20 protein-coding genes are annotated in these 19,547 nt (G+C 72.6%); 15 read left to right on the top strand and 5 right to left on the bottom strand.

Annotated features, from left to right (window positions below; translation table 11 throughout):
* The first annotated feature begins 18 nt into the window (after window positions 1-18).
* From rpe to DSM112329_RS11070, 7 genes are all read left to right on the top strand, one after another.
* On the top strand, window positions 19-675 hold the full coding sequence (gene rpe, locus DSM112329_RS11040; protein ID WP_354701870.1) for a ribulose-phosphate 3-epimerase: 657 nt from the start codon (window positions 19-21) through the stop codon (window positions 673-675).
* Between the two features lie 52 nt (window positions 676-727).
* Entirely contained in the window at window positions 728-1,453 is a 726-nt protein-coding gene (locus DSM112329_RS11045; RefSeq protein ID WP_354701871.1) for an ABC transporter ATP-binding protein, read from the top strand.
* 3 nt (window positions 1,454-1,456) lie between these two features.
* A complete protein-coding gene (locus DSM112329_RS11050) occupies window positions 1,457-4,006 on the top strand; it encodes an FtsX-like permease family protein (protein ID WP_354701872.1) in 2,550 nt (849 codons plus the stop codon).
* A 274-nt stretch (window positions 4,007-4,280) separates the two neighbouring features.
* Window positions 4,281-4,646, top strand: a complete 366-nt coding sequence (locus DSM112329_RS11055; protein WP_354701873.1) for a hypothetical protein — start codon at window positions 4,281-4,283, stop codon at window positions 4,644-4,646.
* Window positions 4,647-4,665: 19 nt separating this feature from the next.
* Entirely contained in the window at window positions 4,666-5,445 is a 780-nt protein-coding gene (fdhD, locus tag DSM112329_RS11060; protein WP_354701874.1) for a formate dehydrogenase accessory sulfurtransferase FdhD, read from the top strand.
* Window positions 5,446-5,473: 28 nt separating this feature from the next.
* Window positions 5,474-6,205, top strand: a complete 732-nt coding sequence (locus tag DSM112329_RS11065; protein ID WP_354701875.1) for a hypothetical protein — start codon at window positions 5,474-5,476, stop codon at window positions 6,203-6,205.
* Window positions 6,206-6,219: 14 nt separating this feature from the next.
* Window positions 6,220-6,756, top strand: coding sequence for a GNAT family N-acetyltransferase (locus DSM112329_RS11070; RefSeq protein WP_354701876.1), 537 nt, complete (start codon window positions 6,220-6,222; stop codon window positions 6,754-6,756).
* A gap of 408 nt (window positions 6,757-7,164) precedes the next feature.
* Here the strand turns inward: DSM112329_RS11070 and DSM112329_RS11075 are convergent, their stop codons facing one another.
* From DSM112329_RS11075 to DSM112329_RS11095, 5 genes are all read right to left on the bottom strand, one after another.
* Window positions 7,165-7,752, bottom strand: coding sequence for a DNA-3-methyladenine glycosylase I (locus tag DSM112329_RS11075; protein ID WP_354701877.1), 588 nt, complete (start codon window positions 7,750-7,752; stop codon window positions 7,165-7,167).
* Window positions 7,753-7,806: 54 nt separating this feature from the next.
* Window positions 7,807-8,541, bottom strand: coding sequence for a hypothetical protein (locus DSM112329_RS11080; RefSeq protein WP_354701878.1), 735 nt, complete (start codon window positions 8,539-8,541; stop codon window positions 7,807-7,809).
* A gap of 123 nt (window positions 8,542-8,664) precedes the next feature.
* A complete protein-coding gene (locus DSM112329_RS11085) occupies window positions 8,665-10,026 on the bottom strand; it encodes a hypothetical protein (RefSeq protein WP_354701879.1) in 1,362 nt (453 codons plus the stop codon).
* Window positions 10,016-10,654, bottom strand: a complete 639-nt coding sequence (locus DSM112329_RS11090; RefSeq protein WP_354701880.1) for a class I SAM-dependent methyltransferase — start codon at window positions 10,652-10,654, stop codon at window positions 10,016-10,018. The genes DSM112329_RS11085 and DSM112329_RS11090 overlap by 11 nt, the downstream gene beginning before the upstream one ends.
* Window positions 10,651-11,715, bottom strand: a complete 1,065-nt coding sequence (locus DSM112329_RS11095) for a glycosyltransferase family 2 protein (protein WP_354701881.1) — start codon at window positions 11,713-11,715, stop codon at window positions 10,651-10,653. The genes DSM112329_RS11090 and DSM112329_RS11095 overlap by 4 nt, the downstream gene beginning before the upstream one ends.
* Window positions 11,716-11,870: 155 nt before the next feature.
* Between DSM112329_RS11095 and DSM112329_RS11100 the strand changes: the two genes are divergently transcribed.
* The 8 genes from DSM112329_RS11100 to rpmB all read left to right on the top strand — a co-directional run bounded on the left by DSM112329_RS11100 (window position 11,871) and on the right by rpmB (window position 19,518).
* Window positions 11,871-13,406, top strand: coding sequence for a hypothetical protein (locus tag DSM112329_RS11100; protein WP_354701882.1), 1,536 nt, complete (start codon window positions 11,871-11,873; stop codon window positions 13,404-13,406).
* A 4-nt stretch (window positions 13,407-13,410) separates the two neighbouring features.
* Entirely contained in the window at window positions 13,411-15,201 is a 1,791-nt protein-coding gene (locus tag DSM112329_RS11105) for a glycosyltransferase family 39 protein (protein ID WP_354701883.1), read from the top strand.
* Window positions 15,202-15,335: 134 nt separating this feature from the next.
* Window positions 15,336-16,460 (top strand): bifunctional diaminohydroxyphosphoribosylaminopyrimidine deaminase/5-amino-6-(5-phosphoribosylamino)uracil reductase RibD, encoded by a 1,125-nt coding sequence (gene ribD / locus DSM112329_RS11110; RefSeq protein ID WP_354701884.1) that lies wholly within the window; start codon window positions 15,336-15,338, stop codon window positions 16,458-16,460.
* A 3-nt stretch (window positions 16,461-16,463) separates the two neighbouring features.
* Window positions 16,464-17,102, top strand: coding sequence for a riboflavin synthase (locus DSM112329_RS11115; protein ID WP_354701885.1), 639 nt, complete (start codon window positions 16,464-16,466; stop codon window positions 17,100-17,102).
* On the top strand, window positions 17,102-18,421 hold the full coding sequence (locus tag DSM112329_RS11120) for a bifunctional 3,4-dihydroxy-2-butanone-4-phosphate synthase/GTP cyclohydrolase II (RefSeq protein WP_354701886.1): 1,320 nt from the start codon (window positions 17,102-17,104) through the stop codon (window positions 18,419-18,421). The genes DSM112329_RS11115 and DSM112329_RS11120 overlap by 1 nt, the downstream gene beginning before the upstream one ends.
* Window positions 18,418-18,861, top strand: a complete 444-nt coding sequence (ribH, locus tag DSM112329_RS11125; protein ID WP_354701887.1) for a 6,7-dimethyl-8-ribityllumazine synthase — start codon at window positions 18,418-18,420, stop codon at window positions 18,859-18,861. The genes DSM112329_RS11120 and ribH overlap by 4 nt, the downstream gene beginning before the upstream one ends.
* Window positions 18,862-18,892: 31 nt before the next feature.
* Window positions 18,893-19,243 (top strand): hypothetical protein, encoded by a 351-nt coding sequence (locus DSM112329_RS11130; protein WP_354701888.1) that lies wholly within the window; start codon window positions 18,893-18,895, stop codon window positions 19,241-19,243.
* A gap of 65 nt (window positions 19,244-19,308) precedes the next feature.
* Window positions 19,309-19,518, top strand: coding sequence for a 50S ribosomal protein L28 (gene rpmB, locus DSM112329_RS11135; protein ID WP_354701889.1), 210 nt, complete (start codon window positions 19,309-19,311; stop codon window positions 19,516-19,518).
* Window positions 19,519-19,547 lie beyond the last annotated feature (29 nt).

The raw sequence follows: 19,547 nt of genomic DNA on the forward strand, positions 1-19,547 counted from the left end.
AGCCACCCGGAGTCCCCAGTGCCCGACCGTCTCGTCGCCCCGTCGATCCTCTCTGCCGACTTCGCGCGCCTCGGCGCCCACGTCGACGAGGTCATCGCCGCCGGCGCCACCCTCATCCACGTCGACGTCATGGACGGGCACTTCGTCCCGCCGATCACGCTCGGCCCGGTGATCGTCGAGTCGCTCCGCCGGCACGTCGGCCCGGACATCGACCTCGACGTGCACCTCATGATCGAGCGCCCCGAGCGCTCGGTGGCCGCCTTCGCCAGCGCCGGCGCGACCGGCATCACGATTCACGCGGAGGCCACGCCGCACGTGCTCTACGCACTCGACGCGATCCGCGAGGCCGGCTGCCGCGCCGGCCTGGCCGTCTGTCCCGCGACGCCGCTGGGCATCTTCGAGGACGTCGCCGTCGACCAGGCGCTCTGCATGACCGTGAACCCGGGCTGGGGCGGGCAGCCGTTCATCCCGTCCTCGCCCGACAAGATCCGCCGCCTGCGGGCGCTGATCGGCCCGGATGTCCCGCTGATGGTCGACGGTGGCGTCGGCGTGAAGACCGCGCCGCAGTGCACCGAGGCGGGCGCCGACTGGCTCGTGGCGGGGAACGCGGTCTTCGGGGCGGACGACCCCGGCGCGGCCTACCGCGAGGTCGCTGCCGCTGCGGGCGTCGCGTAGCGGACCCACACCGGAAACACGAGCGAACGGTCCGCCTGCGAATCTGCGCGGCATGATCGTCTCCGCGACCGACGTCACACGCCGCTACGGGACCGGGGAGGCGACCGTCGACGCCCTCCGCGGGGTCAGCGTGGCGTTCCCGCCCGGGCAGTTCACCGCGATCATGGGCCCATCGGGCTCGGGCAAGTCCACGCTGATGCACATCCTGGCCGGCCTCGACCGGCCCACCGAGGGCTCGGTCGTGATCGACGGCACCGAGATCGTCGGCCTCGACGATGCGGCGCTCACGCAGCTGCGCCGGGACAAGCTCGGCTTCATCTTCCAGTCGTTCAACCTCCTGCCGGTCCTGACCGCGGAGGAGAACATCCTGCTTCCGCTGTCGATCGCGGGGCGCAAGCCGGACAAGGCCTGGGTCGACACGCTGATCGCGACGGTCGGGCTCGGCGACCGCCTCACGCACCGTCCCGCCGAGCTCTCCGGCGGCCAGCAGCAGCGGGTCGCCGTCGCGCGCGCCCTCGCGTCCCGCCCGGCGGTCGTCTTCGCCGACGAGCCGACCGGCAACCTGGACTCGAAGACCTCGGACGAGGTGCTGCAGCTGCTGCGGCGCAGCGTCGACGAGTTCGGGCAGACGATCGTGATGGTCACCCACGACCCCGAGTCGGCCAAGATCGCCGACCGGCTGCTCGTGCTCTCCGACGGCCTGCTGGCCGAGGACTCCGCGGGCGTGGCCCCGACGCCGGCCGCCGGGGCAGCGCCGACGGCTGACGCCGGGGCGTAACCCGTGCGCAAGGTCGCCCTCCGCGGGCTGCTGGCCCGCAAGACCCGCCTCGCGCTGACCGCCCTCGCGGTCGCGCTCGGCGTCACGCTGATCAGCGGGACCTACGTCTTCACCGACACGATCAACCGGTCGTTCGACCAGATCTTCACGGTCTCGTTCTCCAAGACGGACGTGGTCGTCAGCCCCGACGACGACCTCGGCGGGGACGACGGCACGACCATCCCGCTCACCAGCGACCTCCTGCGCAAGATCCGCGCCGTGGACGGCGTCGACGTCGCGGAGGGGTCGATCTCCGACATCAACGGCGTCGTGCTCGGCAAGGACGACAAGCCCGTCTCGAGCGGCGCCCCGATGTTCATCGCCTCCCTGCAGGGCCGCGTCTTCGAGGCGCTGACCGTCGCCGACGGCCGGCTGCCGACGGCCGCGGGGGAGGTCGCGCTCGACAAGGGCACGGCCGACAGGGAGGGCTTCGACCTGGGCGACCGCATCGCGGTCCAGGGCAAGGCGCCCAAGCAGGAGTTCAAGCTGGTCGGCACGACGACGATCGCCGGGGCGGAGTCGCTCGGCGGCGCCGCGTTCGCCACGATGACCCTGTCCGAGGCCCAGCGGATGACGGGCAAGGCCGGCAGGTTCGACCTGATCTCGATCGCGGCGGACGACGGAGTCGACCCCGCGGCGCTGACGGCCCGCCTGCGGCAGGTGACCGGCCCGGGCATCAACGTCAGGACCGGCAGCCAGCAGGCCGACAGCGCGTCGTCCGACATCCGCGGCGGGCTCTCGATCCTGACGACCGCGCTGCTGGCGTTCGCCGGCATCTCGCTGTTCGTCGGCGCGTTCATCATCTTCAACACGTTCTCGATCACGGTCGCCCAGCGCGCCCGAGAGTTCGCCCTGCTGCGGACGCTCGGCGCCACGCGCCGCCAGGTCCTGCGCTCGGTCGTGGGGGAGGGCCTGACCATCGGCGTGCTGGGCTCCCTCGCCGGGCTGCTGCTCGGCGTCCTCGTGGCCAAGGGCCTGAAGGCGCTGTTCAGCGCGCTGGGGATCGACCTGCCGTCGAACGGCACGGTGCTGCTGTCCCGGACGATCATCGTGTCGCTCGTGGTCGGGACCGTGGTGACGGTCCTCTCGTGCATCGCACCCGCGCTGCGGGCCACGCGCGTGCCGCCGGTTGCGGCGCTGCGCGAGGGCGTGGCCATGCCGGAGACGCGCTCCTCGCGGCTCGCGTTTCCGCTCGCCGTCGCGCTGACGGGCCTGGGCGTGGCACTGCTCGTGCTGGGGCTGTTCGTGGTCTCGGGCTCGACCGCGGCCCTGAGCCTGACCGGTGGCGGCGCGGGCGCCGTGTTCCTAGGTGTGGCGCTGCTCAGCCCGCGCCTGGTCGGCCCGCTGGCGGGCGTGGTCGGCGCGCCGCTGCAGCGGGCGTTCGGCCTGACCGGCCGCCTGGCGCGTGAGAACAGCGTGCGGCAGCCGGGGCGGACCGCAACGACGGCGGCGGCGCTGATGGTCGGCGTCGCGCTCGTCTGCTTCGCGTCGATCTTCGCGGCCGGCGCCAAGCAGACGATCGCCGAGGCGGTCGACAACGGGCTGCGCGGTCAGCTCATCCTGCAGAACCAGGCGGGCTTCGGCGCGTTCACCGCCGAGGCCGGCGAGGCCGTCGCGAAGGAGCCCGGGGTCGCGGTGGTCAGCCCGCTGCGCGGCGGGCAGACGCGGGTCGACGGCGTGCAGGGCAAGCAGCGCATCGTCGGCATCGACCCCGCCACCTTCGAGCGGGTCTACCGCGTCCAGATCCGCGAGGGCGGCGCGGAGGCGATCCGGTCGCTCAAGCCCGGCCAGGCCCTGGTCAGCCAGGACTACGCCGACGACAACGGCGTGGGCGTCGGCGACGAGCTGAACGTGCAGAACCCGCGCCGCGAGACGCTGAAGTGGCAGGTCACCGGGATCGTCAAGGACAAGGGCGGGCTCGTCGGCCCGCTGGTGGTCCCCAACGCCGTCCTGGCGGACGAGTTCAGCGTCACCAACGACCAGCTCACCTTCGTCGAGCTCGACCAGGGCGTCGACGCTGCGGCGGTCAAGCAGCGGATCGACGCGCTCTTCTCCCGCGACTTCCCCCAGGCCGAGGCCCGGACGGCCGAGCAGTTCAAGAGCGACCAGCGTGACCAGATCAACCAGCTCCTGGGTCTCATCTACGCGCTGCTGGCGCTGTCGGTGATCGTGTCGCTGTTCGGGATCGTCAACACGTTGGTGCTGTCGATCACCGAGCGCACGCGTGAGCTCGGCATGCTGCGGGCGATCGGGACCTCGCGCAAGCAGGTGAAGCAGATGATCCGGCTCGAGGCGGTGATCACGGCGCTGATCGGCGGCATCCTCGGGCTCGTCCTCGGTGTCGGACTGGCTGTCCTCGTGACCCGCGCGATCGACGACTTCAGCCTCTCGTTCCCCGTGGCCACGCTGGTCGCGGTGCTGATCGCGTCCGGGGTCGCGGGCGTCCTGGCGGCGATCATGCCGGCCCGGCGGGCGGCCCGGCTGGACGTGCTGGAGGCGCTCGCCTACGAGTGAGCACCGGCGCGGAAACCCGCAAATTGCGGCCGGAAGCCGCCGTCCGGTTAGACTTCCCTTCATCGAGATCATTCCGGAGACACGTCAGAGCGCGCCGCGGACTGCGCGCCAGCTGGCGCGCGCCGTCGGGGACGGCCGCAGCGTCGCCGAAGCCCTGCGGTACCTGCACATCAACTCCGAGGAGCCGGACGCCGACCTCGTCGCCCGTGAGCTCGCCTTCTTCCTGGTCGCGCGCTGCGAGGCGAGGCACGCCGGCTGGCAGGTCCTGCGGCAGGTGATCGTGGACGCCGGGGCGACCGCGCCATGGGAGAAGTGCGCCCGCCGCGCCGTGCCGCTGGTGATCGACGACCTGCTCCACCTCGCCCGCACCGCGGGCCGCACGCCGCTCGCCGGGGCGCAGCACCTCGCTGCCCGCCGGCGCGCCGAGACCATCGCCCCGTACGTCGACGCCGCCCCCGTGATGAAGGACCTCGCGATCGCCGCCCGTCCGGTCGGCGACGGCGAGTGGTCGGCCGCGCTGGTGGCGGCTGTCGGCTCCCGCTCGCGGGAGGCGGTGGCCCGCGCGATCGCGCAGGAGCTCGACGTCGCGGTCGCCGGGACGCAGGAGCCGCTGTTCGCGGCCGGCGACCCGGCGAGCTGACGCGCGCCCCCGTCCGGCCGTGCCTGCGCCGTCCGATCCCGCTGCGCGCCTGCACGTCGCAGCCACGCACGACGGGATCGACGATCGCGTCGCTGTCGAGGAGCCGCTGGAGATCCGGGTCGGCGACGAGGCGATCGCCGTGACCATGCGCACCCCGGGGCACGACGAGGAGCTCGCCGTCGGCTTCCTCCACGGCGAGGGGCTGATCGGCGCGGGGGACGTCCGCGGCGCGGGGCCGACCGATGACCTGGCGAACAACATCGTCGTCGTGGACGCAGACCTGCGCTCGCGTCCCGCCGCCCGCCGCTTCTACACGACGTCGTCGTGCGGGGTCTGTGGAAAGGGCGCGCTCGAGGAGGTCGCGGTCCACTGCGACCCGGTGCCGGACGGGCCCGTGGTGGCGCGCGAGCTGCTGGCCGACCTGCCCGACCGGCTCGCCGCGGCGCAGCCGGCGTTCGGGCGCACGGGTGGGCTGCACGCGACCGGGCTGTTCGACGCCGCCGGCACGCTGCTGCTGGCCCGCGAGGACGTCGGTCGCCACAACGCGATGGACAAGGTGATCGGCGCCCGGGCCCTCGCGGGGGCGCTGCCGCTCCACGGCCATCTGCTGTGCGTTTCCGGCCGGGTCTCCTTCGAGCTCGTGCAGAAGGCGGCGGTGGCCGGCGTCCCCGTCCTCGTCGCGGTGGGCGCGCCGACGTCGCTCGCGGTGCAGCTGGCGGGCGACCGCAACATGACGCTGTGCGGCTTCGCACGCGACGGCGGCGTCAACGTCTACACGGGCGCACAGCGCGTGCAGTAAGCGCAGCGGCGGTGGCAGACTTCGTGTCGTGCCTCCTGCGTCCGAACCGACCCCGCGCTGCATGTTGCTGGTGCTGCGCGACCGCACCCGCGCATCCTCCAAGGAGGTCCTGCTGCTCGCGGTCGGCGACCTGATCGACCTCGGACTCTGGCGGGTGGAGCAGCGCCGCCGGCGACTGCGGCGCACGACCGCGCTGGTGGCGACCGGCGACCCGGTCCCGGGCGACCTGCCCGATCCGCTGGCGTTCGTCCAGGACCTGCTGACCAAGGCGGCGGCCGACGCGGGCACGACCGACGACCTCGACAGCCTCGCGCGGTGGTTCGGTCGCCACGCGCGCCGGGCGGGAAGCGTGACCGCGACGCGGGCGCTCGAGCAGCTGGTCACCGACGGCCTGCTCGCCCGCGACCCCAAGCTGCGCGTGACCACCGCCGGCGAGGCCGTCCTGCGCGACGTGCCGCCGGGCGCCCCGAAGCCGGTGCTCGTGGCAGCGGGGTCCAAGCGACGCCGCGAGGACCCGGTCGAGCCGCTGCGGTTCGCCGGCGGCAGCGCGGCCGGCACCGTGTGGGCCGGGGCGGTCGGAGCGGGCATGGCGGCCGTCTGGGTCTCGGGCTACGACAACGGCGTGAGCGGCTCCGACGGGGGCGGTTGGGGCTTCGGCGGCGGGGACGGATCCGGCGGGGACGGCGGCGACGGCGGTGGGGGCGACGGCGGCGGCGGTTGCGGGGGAGGCGGCGGTGGGTGCGGTGGCGGCGGGAACTGACGCGGGGGGCCGACGTGAGCACCACGGAGATCCGTCCCGCGACCGCCGGTGACGCGGCGGCGATCGACGCGGTCGTCGACGCGGGCTTTGCGTCCTACTCCGTCTGGGCCCCGTCGGGCTGGCAGGCGCCCGGCGAGCACGCATCCGGGTGGGCGGCGCTGGCGGACGGCGCGAGCCCGGCCGACCGTGCGTGGGTGGCCGTCACGGCCGGGGACCACAGCGTCGCCGGCGTCGCCGGCGTCGCTCGGACGGCGCTGAGGTCGAAGGCGATACCGCACGCGCCCGGCGGCGCGGTGATCCTGCGGAACCTGTTCGTGGCGCGGGCCTGGTGGGGGACAGGGGTCGCGGACGCCCTCCTGGCCCACGCCCTCACCGCTGCGCGCGACGACGGCTATGGCGCGGTCTGGCTCGCGACGCCCGCGGGTGCCGTGCAGGCCCGCCGCTTCTACGAGCGCAGCGGGTTCACGGAGCGCTCGCAGCACGACGACCGGCCCCTGGGCCTGCGGCTGGTGGTCTACGCGCGGGGGACGCACGAGCGGGCATCCACCTGAGGTGGGCCAGCGTGTTCAGCGCCGACCGAAGGTGCATGTCGGACCACCGGGCTCGGAGCCGTGCGATCTGCCGGTGACCCGCCCCACCGGTGGGTGAATGTCGGTCCACCAGGCCCGGAGCCGTGTAATCCACCATTCACCGGTCCGGCCTGCGGAAATAGTCGGTCCACCCACCCCGTAGCCGCGTGACCGCCAAGTCCCCGTCCGATCCGCGGTGAATGTCGGTCCACCCGGCCCCGAGCCGTGCGATCCGCCACCCACCGTCCGGCCGCGCGGTGAGTGCGGATCTGTCAGGCCCGGAGGCGTGCGATTCGCCAGTCACCCATGCGATTCCGCCCCTGGGACAGAACTCGATGCCGTCCGCGTCGACAACCGCGCCCAGGGCCCCGCGGCCGACCAGCCGCCAGGTCAGCCCGGCCGCACCGCCGCCGCCTGCGCCGCCGCGACTGCGTCCCGCACCGGGCACGTCGCCAGGTGGTCGTTCACCAGGCCGCAGGCCTGCATCCCGGCGTACAGCGTCGTCGGGCCCAGGAAGCGGAACCCGTGGCGCTTGAGCTCCTTCGCCAGCGCCTTGGACTCCGGGACGTGCGCCGGCATGTCACCCGGAACGGCGGGGCCCGGATGCCCGACCGGGCGCTCGGGCCGGAAGGACCAGAAGACCTCCGGCAGCGACTGGGGTCCGTCGCGCAGGCCCAGCGTCGCCCGGGCGTTGGCGATCGTCGCCTCGATCTTCGCCCGGTTGCGCACGATGCCCGCGTCCTGGAGCAGGCGCTCGACGTCGTGCTCGTCGAACCGCGCGACGACCTCGGGGTCGAAGTCCGCGAACGCCGCGCGGAAGCCCGGCCGCTTGCGCAGGATGATCAGCCACGACAGCCCGGACTGGAAGGACTCGAGGCACAGTCGCTCGTAGAGCCCGCGCTCGTCGACCACCGGCCGGCCCCACTCGTCGTCGTGGTAGGCCTCGTACAGCTCGTTCCCGTCCCCGAAGCAGCGCATGCGGCGGCGGACGATGGCGGACGCGGCGGACGGCCCCGCCGCCCCCCGTCCGTGTCAGACGGTCTTGGACCGCTTCGTCCCGCCGTTGACCCAGGAGACCCTGCGCCCCCTGACCGACAACGACGCCAGGGGCAGCGCGCCGACCGTCGCACCGCGGTCGACGACCCTGAGCCCGCCCGGCCCGGGGACCGAGACCACGAGCCGCGCGCCCGTGACGCTCCCGCAGGCGTTGGGACGGTAGATCCCCGCCACCACGCCGGCCGGGCTGATCACGAACCGCGCCGGGTCGTAGTAGGACGCCCGATCGCCGCTGCCCGCGCCGTCGACGCAGATGTCGCCCTCGGCGGTCGGCTGGCTGTACAGGTTGCGCGTCCTTCCCGTGCGCAGGTCCCAGACCTGCTTGGACAGCTTCCCGAGGCTCGCGATGCCGCCGTCGGCGTAGGTCGTGGTGATCAGGTACCGCCCCGCGTGCTTGCCGACCGCGAACCGGGCGGTCGCCCCGGTGTCCAGGTCGATGTCGCCCTTGCGTCCGAGCTCGAAGACCCGCCCCCGCGGCGCCGCGCAGCCGTAGTAGACCCGCACGTCCGCTCGCTTCGTCTTCACGGCCCGGAAGCCGACGCGGATCGCCGTCGACCCCACGGCGAGGTTCCGGCCGCCGAGCTGATCGCAGCGCGCGGGCGCCGCAGCCTGGGCCGACGCGCTCAGCGCACCGCCACCGGCGCCGCCCCCAAGTACAGCAAGCAGCACCACGGTGGTCACGGAGTTCAGGCACGGCATGGGTGCGGGCATCGCGGTCCTCGGGTCGTCGGTCGGCGCAGCGTAGAACCCGCAACGTCGGCCGCACGGCAAAGTGCCGCGAACCCGGTCAGATGACGCAGACCCGCCGGCCGACCGGCCGACCGCTCGGCCGGGTCAGTCCATCAGCGGCGGCGGATCCGGCAGCGGCGCGACCCGGGCCGCGGGCTGCCCGGCCCGGTAGACCCACACCAGCGCGGCGCACAGCAGCGCGCAGGAGCCCGCGTAGCCGACCTCGGCCCGCAGCAGCGCCTCGTCGATCACGCCGACCGCCATCCACGCGACGAACACGACGGCCGACGCCGCCCATGCCACGGCCGCCAGCGACGCCTGACCCCGCGCCAGCGCGGCCTGGTTGAGCGTCCCTGCCGTCAGGTGCAGTCCCATCGCGACGCCGATCAGCGCGAGCCCCCAGCGCGAGTAGGTCCCCTCGACCGGGTAGAGCACGTCCATCGCGAACGGCCCCACGGCGAGCAGGCCCAGCGCGACAGCGCCCGCGAACGCCGCGATCGCCAGGACCGTCGTCCGGATCGCCTTGGCGAACGCCGCGCTGCCCTCGGTCGCCTCCAGGCCCGCGAGATGGGGGAGGAGCGACGTCTGGATCGACTGGAAGAGCTGCAGCGGCGACCGCGTGATGAGGAACGCGCCGAAGACGACCGCGAACTCGGCGCCGCGAGGCGCGAACAACGGCCCGGCGTTCAGGAGCGTCTGCTCCGCGAGCTGCACCACCGCGACGGAGCCGGCGAACGTCGCACCCTCGCGAGCGGCGCCCGCAGCCCGGTCGACCGGCTCGCGCGGCGTCCCGTCCCCGTCGGCCGACGACGGGCCGTAGCGCCGTACGGCGAGCGGGATGACCGCCAGTGACGCGAGGGGCGCCGCGGCGATCCCGAGCGCGACCGCGGTCTGCCCGGACGTCAGCCCGACCGCCACCGCCACCGGGAAGCAGAACCGCGCCACCGACTCGAAGAACACGAGTCCGCCGTACAGCGCGAACCACTGGTGCCCGGCGAAGTAGCCCCGCGCGAAGTACGACGCCGCGTAGGCCAGCGCGGCCACGATCAGGATCCAGAACAGCGCGTCCTCGCCGTCGAACGCGTCGATCAGGCGGCCCTTGAAGGCGAACGCCACCACCAGGAAGGCGAGCGCGAACCCCGCCTGGATCCGGGCCGCGTCCCGGAGCGGGTGACCGCCGGCGTGCCCCTGCGCGCGCCGCGTCGCGATCGACCGCGACAGCAGCTGCTCCACCGGCCGGTAGATCACCGAGATGGTGATGAACAGGATCGTCCACAGCAGGTTGATCCCGCCGAGGGCGTCGTCGTCGTCCAGCGCGTGGCTGGCGACCGAGAAGTAGGCGAAGGTGAAGAGGCCGGTGGACGCGATCCCGATCGACAGGATCTTCGCCCCGCTGCCGTACGACTTGGACGCGGGGCCCGCGGGTGGGCGGGCCGTCGTCTCGCGGGCCGGGCTGTCAGCCGCCAAGGCGGACGAGCAGCATCGTCCACGGGAACGGCGAACGGGCCTGGGTGACCTCGCCGTGCTGCGAGAGCAGCTGCACGAACGACTTCTTCGACCAGTGGTTGATGTGACCCGGCGTGTTGCCGAGCTCCTTCCAGTACGCGCCGCGGGCCATGTTCAGGCCGCGCCAGAGCGGCTCGCGGGGGACGCTCACGAGCAGCCACTTCGACGCGACGCGTGCCATCTCGGCGACCGTGTCGGCCGGGTCCGGCACGTGCTCGAGGACCTCGATCGCCGTCGCGACGTCGAACTCGTCGTCCGCGAACGGCAGGCCCTTCTGCGAGACGTCCATGATCTTGTACTCGAGGTTGTCGGCCTGGCGCTGGGCCCAGCCGGCCTGGATCGACTCCTCCTCGAGGTCGAGCCCGACGACCCGCGCAGGCGCGATCTGCTGCGCCCACTCGTGAATCAGGACGCCCTCGCCGCAGCCGACGTCGAGCAGCGACGTGGGGGCGGACAGCGTGAAGAGCTCGGCCAGCGTCGCCTCGAAGTTCTTCATGAGGCGCTTGACGACCGGGTTGGACGACCCGTACTTGTCGTAGGTGTTGCCGGTGACGACGCCCGAGTCGTCGACGGTCACGTCAGGGCTCATACGGCAGCCTCCTGGGGGTCGGAAGTGTGGTCGTCGCCCGCGCGGTGGCCGGCGCCGGCCCCGGTCGTCGGCGGCTGCCCGGTCGGCTTGGCACCGGGCTCGTAGTGGGACGGCGGCACGTTCAGCTCGAGCTCGATGCGGCGCACGCGCTCGAAGATCCGCTGGGACATGATCCGCTGGCTGGCCAGCAGGTCGCCGAGGATGCCGATCGCGAACAGCACCACCGCGGAGTTGAAGAGCACCGCGCCGAAGATCAGCGACTGCACGTGGCCCGCGCCCTCGTCCGTCGCGTACGCGTAGACGAACCGCGTGAACGGGATCAGCGACAGCGCGAAGAGCGTCAGCGACAGGCCGAGGAACACGCGCAGCGGCTCGTACTGCGCGTAGATGCGCGAGATCGCGACGGCGTTGCGGCGGACGTAGGCGCCCATCGACGGGAACAGCCGCGACTCGCGCGTCTTGGGGTTCGTCCGGATGGGGACGTGGGCCGTGGCGACGAGCAGCTTGCCGGCCTGGATGATCGTCTCGAGCGTGTAGGTGTACTTCGAGACGACCGCCATCTGGATCGCGGCCTCGCGGTTGTAGGCGCGGAAGCCGGACGTCGTGTCGGGGACCTCGGTGTCGGACGCGCGCCGAACGACCCACGAGCCGAGCTTCTGCAGCCGCTTCTTCAGCGGAGAGAAGTGCTCGATGTTGTCGGTCTCGCGGTCGCCGACGACCATGTCGGCCTTGCCCTCGAGGATCGGGACGGTGAGCGCCGGGATGTCGAGCGCCGAGTACTGGTTGTCGGCGTCCGTGTTGACGATCACGTCGGCGCCGAGCTTCAGGCAGGCGTCGAGGCCGGCCTGGAATCCGGCGGCCAGGCCCTTGTTGTTCGTCAGCTTGACGATGTGGTCGACACCGCCCTCGCGGGCGACCTCCAGCGTCCGGTCCACGGAGCCGTCGTCGATGATCAACCACTCGACGACGTCGAAGCCCGCGACGACCCGGGGCAGGTCGGCGAGCGTCGCCGGGAGCTGCTCCTCCTCGTTGAAACACGGGATCTGGATGATGAGCTTCATGGCAAAGGGCGACGCGGTCAGGGCTCGTGTTCGGGACGCTGCGGGGGCTGACCGGTGCGGGCGCGTGTCCGGCGAAAGGTGCCGTACACTCGTGCCAGTATCCCAGAGCCTTGCCCGCGGCGTCAGCCCGGCAGCGGCGTCTGGGACCTTTTTTCATGGAGAACGCGACGCTCACCCCGCGGCGGCAGGGCCCAGAGGTCCAGCCGCCGACGGCCGGTCCGCTGCGCGCACGGCTCTCGTGGCCGGCGGCGGCGTTCGCCGTGCTCTGCGGGATCACGGTCTGGATCTTCGTCGCCTACCCGACGTATCCGAACTACGACTCGGTGTACTCGCTGATCTGGGGTCGCGAGCTGCTGAACGGCACGACGCCGTCGTTCGAGGCCTACCGGGCGCCCACCGAGCACCCGCTCGCGATCGCGTTCGGCGCGGCGCTCGCGCTGCTGGGGGAGCCCGCGGACCGGGTGATGCTGGCGTTCACCCTGCTGTCGTTCCTCGGGCTCGTGGCCGGCCTCTACCGCCTGGGCCGCACCGCGTTCTCGCCGGTCATCGGCGCCGTCGCCGCCGCCATCCTCTGCACGCGGCTGGACTTCCCGTTCCTCGCGCTGCGGGGCTACATCGACGTCACCTACCTGGCCTTCGTCGTGTGGGCTGCCGCGCTCGAGTACGAGCGCCCGCGCACCGGGTACCGCGTCCCGCTGCTGCTCGCCGGCGCGGCCCTGATGCGCCCCGAGGCGTGGCTGCTCGCCGGCCTCTACTTCCTGTGGGCGGCGTGGCCCCACCGCCGCGCGCTCGTCTGCGGGCGAGTCCTGAAGCTGCTGGCCCTCGGGGTCCTCGGACCCGTGCTCTGGGTGGCGACGGACTTCACCGTGACCGGTGAGCCGCTGTTCTCGCTCACGCACACCAGCAGCCTGGCCGACGAGCTCGGACGTGACCGTCCCCCGAGCGAGATCCCGCAGCTGACCCTGAGCTACCTGCGGCAGCTGGCGTCGCCGACCGTCTTCGCCATCGGCGTCGGCGGGCTCATCGCCGCGGTCCTCGCGGCGCCGCGGCGCATCGCCGCGCCCATGGCGCTGCTCGTGATCGGGGTCGGGACGTTCTTCATGATCGGCGTCGCCGGCCTGTCCGTGATCGACCGCTACCTGCTCGTCGCGTCCGTCGTGATCATGCTGTTCGCCGCGGTGGCGATCGCCGGGGCGTCGCTGCTGAACCCGGGCCGCGTTCGCACCGCGGCGGTCGTCGCCGGTGTCCTGCTCGCCGCGCTCGCGGGCTACAAGACGAACTGGCACGTGAACCGGACCGACCCGTTCTCCGAACTGAACTTCCGTGGGGCCGTGCACGCCAAGCTCGTCGACATCCTCGAGAACCCGAAGGTGGTGGCCGGCCTGAAGTGCGGGCCGCTCTCGACACCCAGCCACAAGCTGATCCCCGAGGTCCGCTGGATCGCCGACCTGCCCGAGGACAAGGTCTTGGCCCGGACCGACCCCGAGCACAGCGCGGTCGACAAGGGCGTCCCGGGCATCACGTCGGACAAGGCCACTGCCACGGGCCTCGCGCTGCTGGTCACCACGCGGGCGACCCTGCTGCGGCAGGCGGTCGTGGAGGACAACGACACGCCGCTGGACAACATCCCGCCGGACGGCATGCGCCGCCTCGCCTTCAACGGCACCTACGCCGTCTACACGAGCTGCTAGCTGCGTGGCCGACCAGCTGACACGCCTCAAGCCCCGCAGCGACCGATCCCCAGGACTGGTCCCGCGCCGGCCCAGCCGCCTGCGCGCGCCCTCGCCGTGGACGCTCGCGGTCGCCGGCGTCCTGCTGGTGACGTTCCTGCTGCGCATCTGGGGCGTCAAGCACGGCATGCCGTACGCGTTCAACGCCGACGAGAACGCGCACTTCGTCCCGAAGGCGATCGGCCTGTTCGGCCACGGCTACAACCCGCACTACTTCGTCAACCCCCCGGCGTACACGTACCTGCTGCACATCGTCTTCCAGGTCTGGTTCGGCGGCCGGGACGGGGTCTACGAGACGTACGCGACGAACCCGACCGAGGTCTTCGTCGTCGCCCGCGTCACCGCCGGCGTCTGCGGCACCCTCGCCGTGTGGCTGCTCTACGTCGCCGGGACGCGGCTGTTCGACCGCCGCGTCGGGCTGCTCGCCGCTGCGCTCTTCGGCGTCTCGTTCCTGCCGATCTTCTACTCGCACCTCGCGCTGAACGACGTCCCGACCCTCGCGCCGATCTGCCTGTCGCTCGTCGGGGCCGCCGGCATCCTGCGCTACGGCCGGGTCAGCGACTACCTGGTCGCGGGCGCGGGTCTCGGGCTCGCCGCCGCCTTCAAGTACACCGGCGGCATCGTGATCCTGCCGCTGATCGGCGCTGCGGCCGCGCAGTTCCTGGCCCCGGGCGGGCGCAGCTCGGCCGTCCGCGGGCTCGCCTTCGCCGGCGGCGCGGCGTTCGCCGGGTTCCTGATCGCCAACCCGTACGCGCTGCTCAGCTTCAGCGAGTTCAAGGACGGCCTCGACCACCAGACGACCGTGGCCGACGACGCGATCGGCAAGCTCGGCCTGACGCAGGACAACGGTGTCCTCTACTACCTGTGGACGCTGACCTGGGGACTGGGCTTCGTCCCCGCGTTCGCCGCCCTGGGGGCGGTGGCGGTGCTCTGGCGGGACGAGCGCCGTCTCATCTGGGTGCTCGCGCCGGCCCCCATCATCTTCCTGCTGTTCATGGGCTCGCAGACGCGGTTCTTCGGGCGCTGGCTGATCCCGGTGTTCCCGATGATCTGCCTGCTCGCCGCCTACGGCATGCTCGAGCTCGCCGAGGCCGCCGGCCGGCGCCGGCCGGCGCTGCGTCCCACGCTGCTCGCGGTCGCGGCGCTCGCGCTGTGCGGGCAGGGGATCGTCTCGGCCCTCCACATCGGCCGGGTCCTCTCGCGGCCGGACACGCGGAACACGACGCGCGAGTGGATGGTCGCGAACATCCCGCCGAAGTCCAAGATCGTCGTCGAGCCGGTGGTGCCGGACGCCTGGGCGTCGGACATCGGCGCCCCCGTCCTGGACGGTGCGGGCAACGGCAGCCGCTGGGTGAAGTTCTCCACGTCGCGGGAGAACAAGGACCCGGTGACCGGCGCCGTGGTGCCCGGGGCCGGAGCGATCGTCAACGTCGAGAACTACGAGAAGGCGCTGACGCCGGAGCTGATCGACGCCTACGAGGCCCAGAAGTTCTGCTGGGTCATCACCGGCTCCACCCAGCGCGGACGGGCCGAGGTCGAGGCCAAAGAGGTGCCGAAGGCGCTCGAGTACTACGCGGAGCTCGAGAAGCGCGGCGAGGTCGTCCACCGCGACTCGCCGTACGCCGAGGGCAAGGGCCCGGTCGAGTTCAACTTCGACTGGTCCTTCGACTACTACCCGCTGGACTACGCGCGCCCTGGCCCGCTGATGGTCGTCTACCGCCTCTACGGCGGCCGGTGCGCGGAAATCCCGCGCTGAGCTGAGCGAGCCTCGCCTGCGGCTCGCTCGCCCAGCTCAGCGCCGCGAGTTCCTCGGCTGCGCCTCGGAACGTCGCAGTCGGTCGGGGCGATCCCTCGGCGGCACCACCTCGTAGACTGCTCAGGCAGCAGCCGATGCAGCGCACCGACACCGATCACGAGCATCTCGCCCGGGCGATCGACCTGGCCCAGAAGGGCCTCGGTCACGTCCACCCGAACCCCGTCGTGGGCGCGGTCGTGACGAAGGACGACGTCGTCGTCGGCGAGGGCTGGCACGAGATCTTCGGGGGCCCGCACGCCGAGGTGAACGCCATCGCCGCGTGCGGCGACACGGACCTGCACGGCGCCACGATCTACGTCTCGCTCGAGCCGTGCTGCCACGAGGGCAAGACGCCGCCCTGCACCGACGCCATCCTGCGGGCCGGCATCAAGCGCGTCGTCGTCGCCTCGGACGACCCCACCGAGAAGGCGGCCGGCCGCGGCCTCGGCATCCTCCGCGACGAGGGCATCACCGTCGACGTCGCCGGCGGCGAACTCGCCGCGCGAGCCCGCCTGCTGAACCAGGCGTTCCGCAAGCACGCGCGCACCGGTCGCCCGTGGGTGCTCTTCAAGTCCGCGATGACGCTCGACGGCAAGGTCGCCACCCGCACCGGCGACTCGAAGTGGATCTCCTCCTCGCAGTCGCGTGAGCTCGCGCATCGCTGGCGCGCGACCGTGGACGCGGTCGTCGTCGGCATCGGCACGGCGCTGGCCGACGACCCGCAGCTGACCGCACGGCTCGAGTCCGATCCGCCCGTCCGCCAGCCCCGGCGTGTCGTCTTCGACTCGACCGCCCGTCTCCCGCTGGACAGCCAGCTGGTCCGCATGGCGCCCGAGGTCCCGCTGACGGTCGTCGTCTCCCGCGCCGCGCCCCGCACCGCGACCGACGGCCTGGAGATGGCCGGCGCCGACGTGATCGTCGCCACCGGCGAGCACGAGCACGCACGGGTGCGCAGCGCGCTGGACCAGCTCGGGGACCGCGACCTGTGCTCGCTGCTGCTGGAGGGCGGCCCGCGGCTGGCCGGCGCGTTCCTGGACGCCGGCGAGATCGACGAGATCCGCCTGTTCCTCGCGCCGATCGTCCTCGGCGGCCGCGCCGCCCGCGACCCGCTCGAGGGCGAGGGCTCCGAGCGCATCTCCGACGCGCTGCGCGCCCTCACGCTCGACTGCGAGCGCTGTGCGGACGACGTCCTCATCAAAGCCCGCCTGAAGGAGTGGTGAGCGATGTTCACCGGTCTGGTTGAGGACCTTGGCCACGTCGACGCCGTCGACGCCACCGCCGACGGCGTCCGGCTCACGGTCCGCACGCGGCTCGCCGCCGAGCTCGGCCACGGCGACTCGATCGCCGTCAACGGCGTCTGCCTGACGGCCGTCGAGCTCGAGGCCGGCGGCGGTACCGCCTTCACGGCGGACGTCATGCACGAGACGCTGAGGCGCTCGTCGCTCGGCGCCGTCGCGGCCGGGCGCACCGTCAACCTCGAGCTCGCGATGCGTGCCGACGCGCGCCTCGGGGGCCACATCGTGCAGGGCCATGTCGACGGCCTCGGGGAGATCACCTCGGTCGTCCAGGACGGCTTCGCGCGGATCGTCACGGTCACGGTGCCGGGCGGGACGGACGGGCTGCTGCGGTACGTGGTCGAGAAGGGGTCGATCGCCATCGACGGGATCTCGCTGACGGTCGCCCGGATCGACGAGACGTCGCTCGACGTGTCGCTGATCCCCGAGACGCTGGAGCGCACGACGCTCGGCGTGGCCGCCCCGGGAACCCCGGTCAACCTCGAGGTCGACGTGATGGCCAAGTACGCCGAGAAGATGCTGGCGCCGCACCTCGCGGCGCTCCGCCGAGAAGAGAGCCCCACCTGATGAGCACCCCGCCCCAGGCCGCCCACGACGCGGTCGACTTCGCGACGATCGAGGAGGCGCTCGAGGACATCGCGGCCGGGAAGATGGTCGTCGTCGTCGACGACGAGGACCGCGAGAACGAGGGCGACCTCGTCATGGCCGCCGAGTTCGTCACCCCCGACGCGATCAACTTCATGACGCGGCAGGCCGGCGGCTGGATCTGCGTCGCCCTGACGCCCGAGCGGTGCGACGTCCTCGGCCTCGAGCTGATGTCGCTGAAGAACGACTCGGCCTACGAGACGCCGTTCACGGTCACGATCGAGGCCCGCGAGGGCGTCACCACCGGCATCTCCACGGCCGACCAGGCGACGACCATCCGCACCGCCGTCGACCCGGCCAAGGGCAAGGCCGACATCGTCGTTCCGGGCCACGTGCACCCGCTGAAGGCGCGGTCCGGCGGCGTGCTGGAGCGGACGGGCCACACCGAGGCGTCGGTCGACCTCGCGCGCCTCGCCGGCTGCGAGCCGGCGGGCCTCATCTGCGAGATCCAGAACGAGGACGGCTCGATGGCGCGGGTCGGCGACCTGGCCGCCTACTGCGCCAAGCACAGCCTCAAGCTGATCACGATCGCCGACCTGATCGCCTACCGCCGGCGTCACGACAAGCTCGTCGAGCGCGTCGTGCAGACCGCGATGCCCACGGCCTTCGGCGACTTCGAGGTCACCGGCTACCGCTCGCTCGTCGACGACAAGCACCACGTCGCCATGGTCAAGGGCGATGTCGCCGGCATGGAGGACGTGCTCGTCCGCGTCCACTCCGAGTGCCTCACGGGCGACGTGTTCCACTCGCTGCGCTGCGACTGCGGCGAGCAGCTCGAGTCCGCCCTGGCGATGATCGAGCAGGAGGGCCGCGGCGTCCTGCTGTACCTCTCGCAGGAGGGCCGCGGCATCGGCCTGCTCAACAAGCTGAAGGCGTACAAGCTGCAGGAGGAGGGGATGGACACCGTCGAGGCGAACCTCGCCCTCGGCCTGCCCGCCGACCTGCGCGACTACGGGATCGGCGCCCAGATCCTGGTCGACCTCGGCCTGACCTCCATGCGCCTGCTGACGAACAACCCCAAGAAGATCCACGGACTGCAGGGCTACGGCCTGCAGGTCACCGACCAGGTCCCGATCGAGCACCTCCCCAACCCGCACAACGAGGCGTACATGCGCGTGAAGGCGACGAAGATGGGCCACATCCTCCACCACCAGGGCCTCGACCTCGACGGGGCGATGATCGCGGAGGAGCACGCCCGCGACCGCGCCGCGCAGGCGGCGAAGGAGGAGGACGACCGATGACCTCCTACGCGATCGTCTGCGCCACGTTCTATCGCGAGCTGGCGGACAAGCTGATCGCCTCCGCAAGCGCGGTCTTCGAGTCCGCCGGCGGCACCGTCGACGTCTTCGAGGTGCCCGGCGCCTACGAGCTGCCGATGGCCGCGGCCTACGCGGTGGACTCGGGCCGGTACGCCGGCGTCGCCTGCCTCGGAGCCGTCATCCGCGGCGAGACCACGCACTACGACTACGTCTGCGGCGAGGCCGCCCGCGGGATCATGGACGTCCAGCTGTCCACCGGCGTGCCGTGCGCGTTCGGCGTGCTGACCGTCGAGAACATGGACCAGGCGCTCGCCCGGGCCGGGGGCGACAAGCGCGACCAGGGCGCCCACGCGGCGCACGCGGTGCTCGCGCTCGTGTCGCTGCAGGCACAGCTCGAGCCCGCCGAGCCGCCAGCCTCCTGAAACCGGGCCGCGGCGGCGCTAGGCTCACCGCGTGACCCTCACCAAGGACACGGAGATCATCGCCCTGGTGCTGACGGTCGTCGTGCACATCATCGGTGCCGGCGCGCTGATCTGGGGCATGATCGACCGCGACGACCCCGATCGGGGCTCGTGGCGGGACTGGTGGCCGAAGGACGACCGCGGCGACGACGGACCCGGTCCGGTCGCCCCGGAGCCGCAGCCGCAGGGGGGGCTCGTCGTCCCGGTGCTGCCGGAGTCGCGTCCGGCCCCTGCCCGTGTTCGTGAGGGTGGCCGCATCGGCGACCTCACGCCACGTCCCGCCCGCCGCCCGGCGCATCCGCCGGCGCCGCAGCCCGCACCGTCGCGCACGCCGGCCGAGTAGCGCGTCCCGCCGGCCGGACGGCGGAACGCGGGGGAGGGCACCCCGCCGCTACACTGCCTCGTCTTATGGCAAAGGTGTGTCACAGCTGCGGGAAGGGCCCCGCCTTCGGTCAGTCCCGAAGCCACTCGATGGTCGCGACCAAGCGTCGCTTCGATCCGAACCTGCAGAAGGTGCGGATCATGGTCGGCAAGTCCGCGTCCCGCGAGTACGTCTGCACGCGCTGCCTGAAGGCCGGCAAGGTCACGAAGGTCACGAGCGTCCCGCGCTCGGCCTAGCTTCTCCCGGCCGGCCCCTGCGGCCGGCC

It is taken from the genome of Paraconexibacter sp. AEG42_29 (assembly GCF_040581415.1).
In the GTDB taxonomy this organism is placed as follows: domain Bacteria; phylum Actinomycetota; class Thermoleophilia; order Solirubrobacterales; family Solirubrobacteraceae; genus Paraconexibacter.

Coding starts and splice junctions, on each gene's coding strand:
- DSM112329_RS11045 (WP_354701871.1), top strand. CDS start 728: ATGATCGTCTCCGCGACCGACGTCACACGCCGCTACGGGACCGGGGAG.
- DSM112329_RS11075 (WP_354701877.1), bottom strand. CDS start 7,752: ATGCGCTGCTTCGGGGACGGGAACGAGCTGTACGAGGCCTACCACGAC.
- DSM112329_RS11080 (WP_354701878.1), bottom strand. CDS start 8,541: ATGCCCGCACCCATGCCGTGCCTGAACTCCGTGACCACCGTGGTGCTG.
- DSM112329_RS11090 (WP_354701880.1), bottom strand. CDS start 10,654: ATGAGCCCTGACGTGACCGTCGACGACTCGGGCGTCGTCACCGGCAAC.
- DSM112329_RS11095 (WP_354701881.1), bottom strand. CDS start 11,715: ATGAAGCTCATCATCCAGATCCCGTGTTTCAACGAGGAGGAGCAGCTC.
- DSM112329_RS11100 (WP_354701882.1), top strand. CDS start 11,871: ATGGAGAACGCGACGCTCACCCCGCGGCGGCAGGGCCCAGAGGTCCAG.
- ribD (WP_354701884.1), top strand. CDS start 15,336: ATGCAGCGCACCGACACCGATCACGAGCATCTCGCCCGGGCGATCGAC.
- DSM112329_RS11115 (WP_354701885.1), top strand. CDS start 16,464: ATGTTCACCGGTCTGGTTGAGGACCTTGGCCACGTCGACGCCGTCGAC.
- DSM112329_RS11120 (WP_354701886.1), top strand. CDS start 17,102: ATGAGCACCCCGCCCCAGGCCGCCCACGACGCGGTCGACTTCGCGACG.
- ribH (WP_354701887.1), top strand. CDS start 18,418: ATGACCTCCTACGCGATCGTCTGCGCCACGTTCTATCGCGAGCTGGCG.
- rpmB (WP_354701889.1), top strand. CDS start 19,309: ATGGCAAAGGTGTGTCACAGCTGCGGGAAGGGCCCCGCCTTCGGTCAG.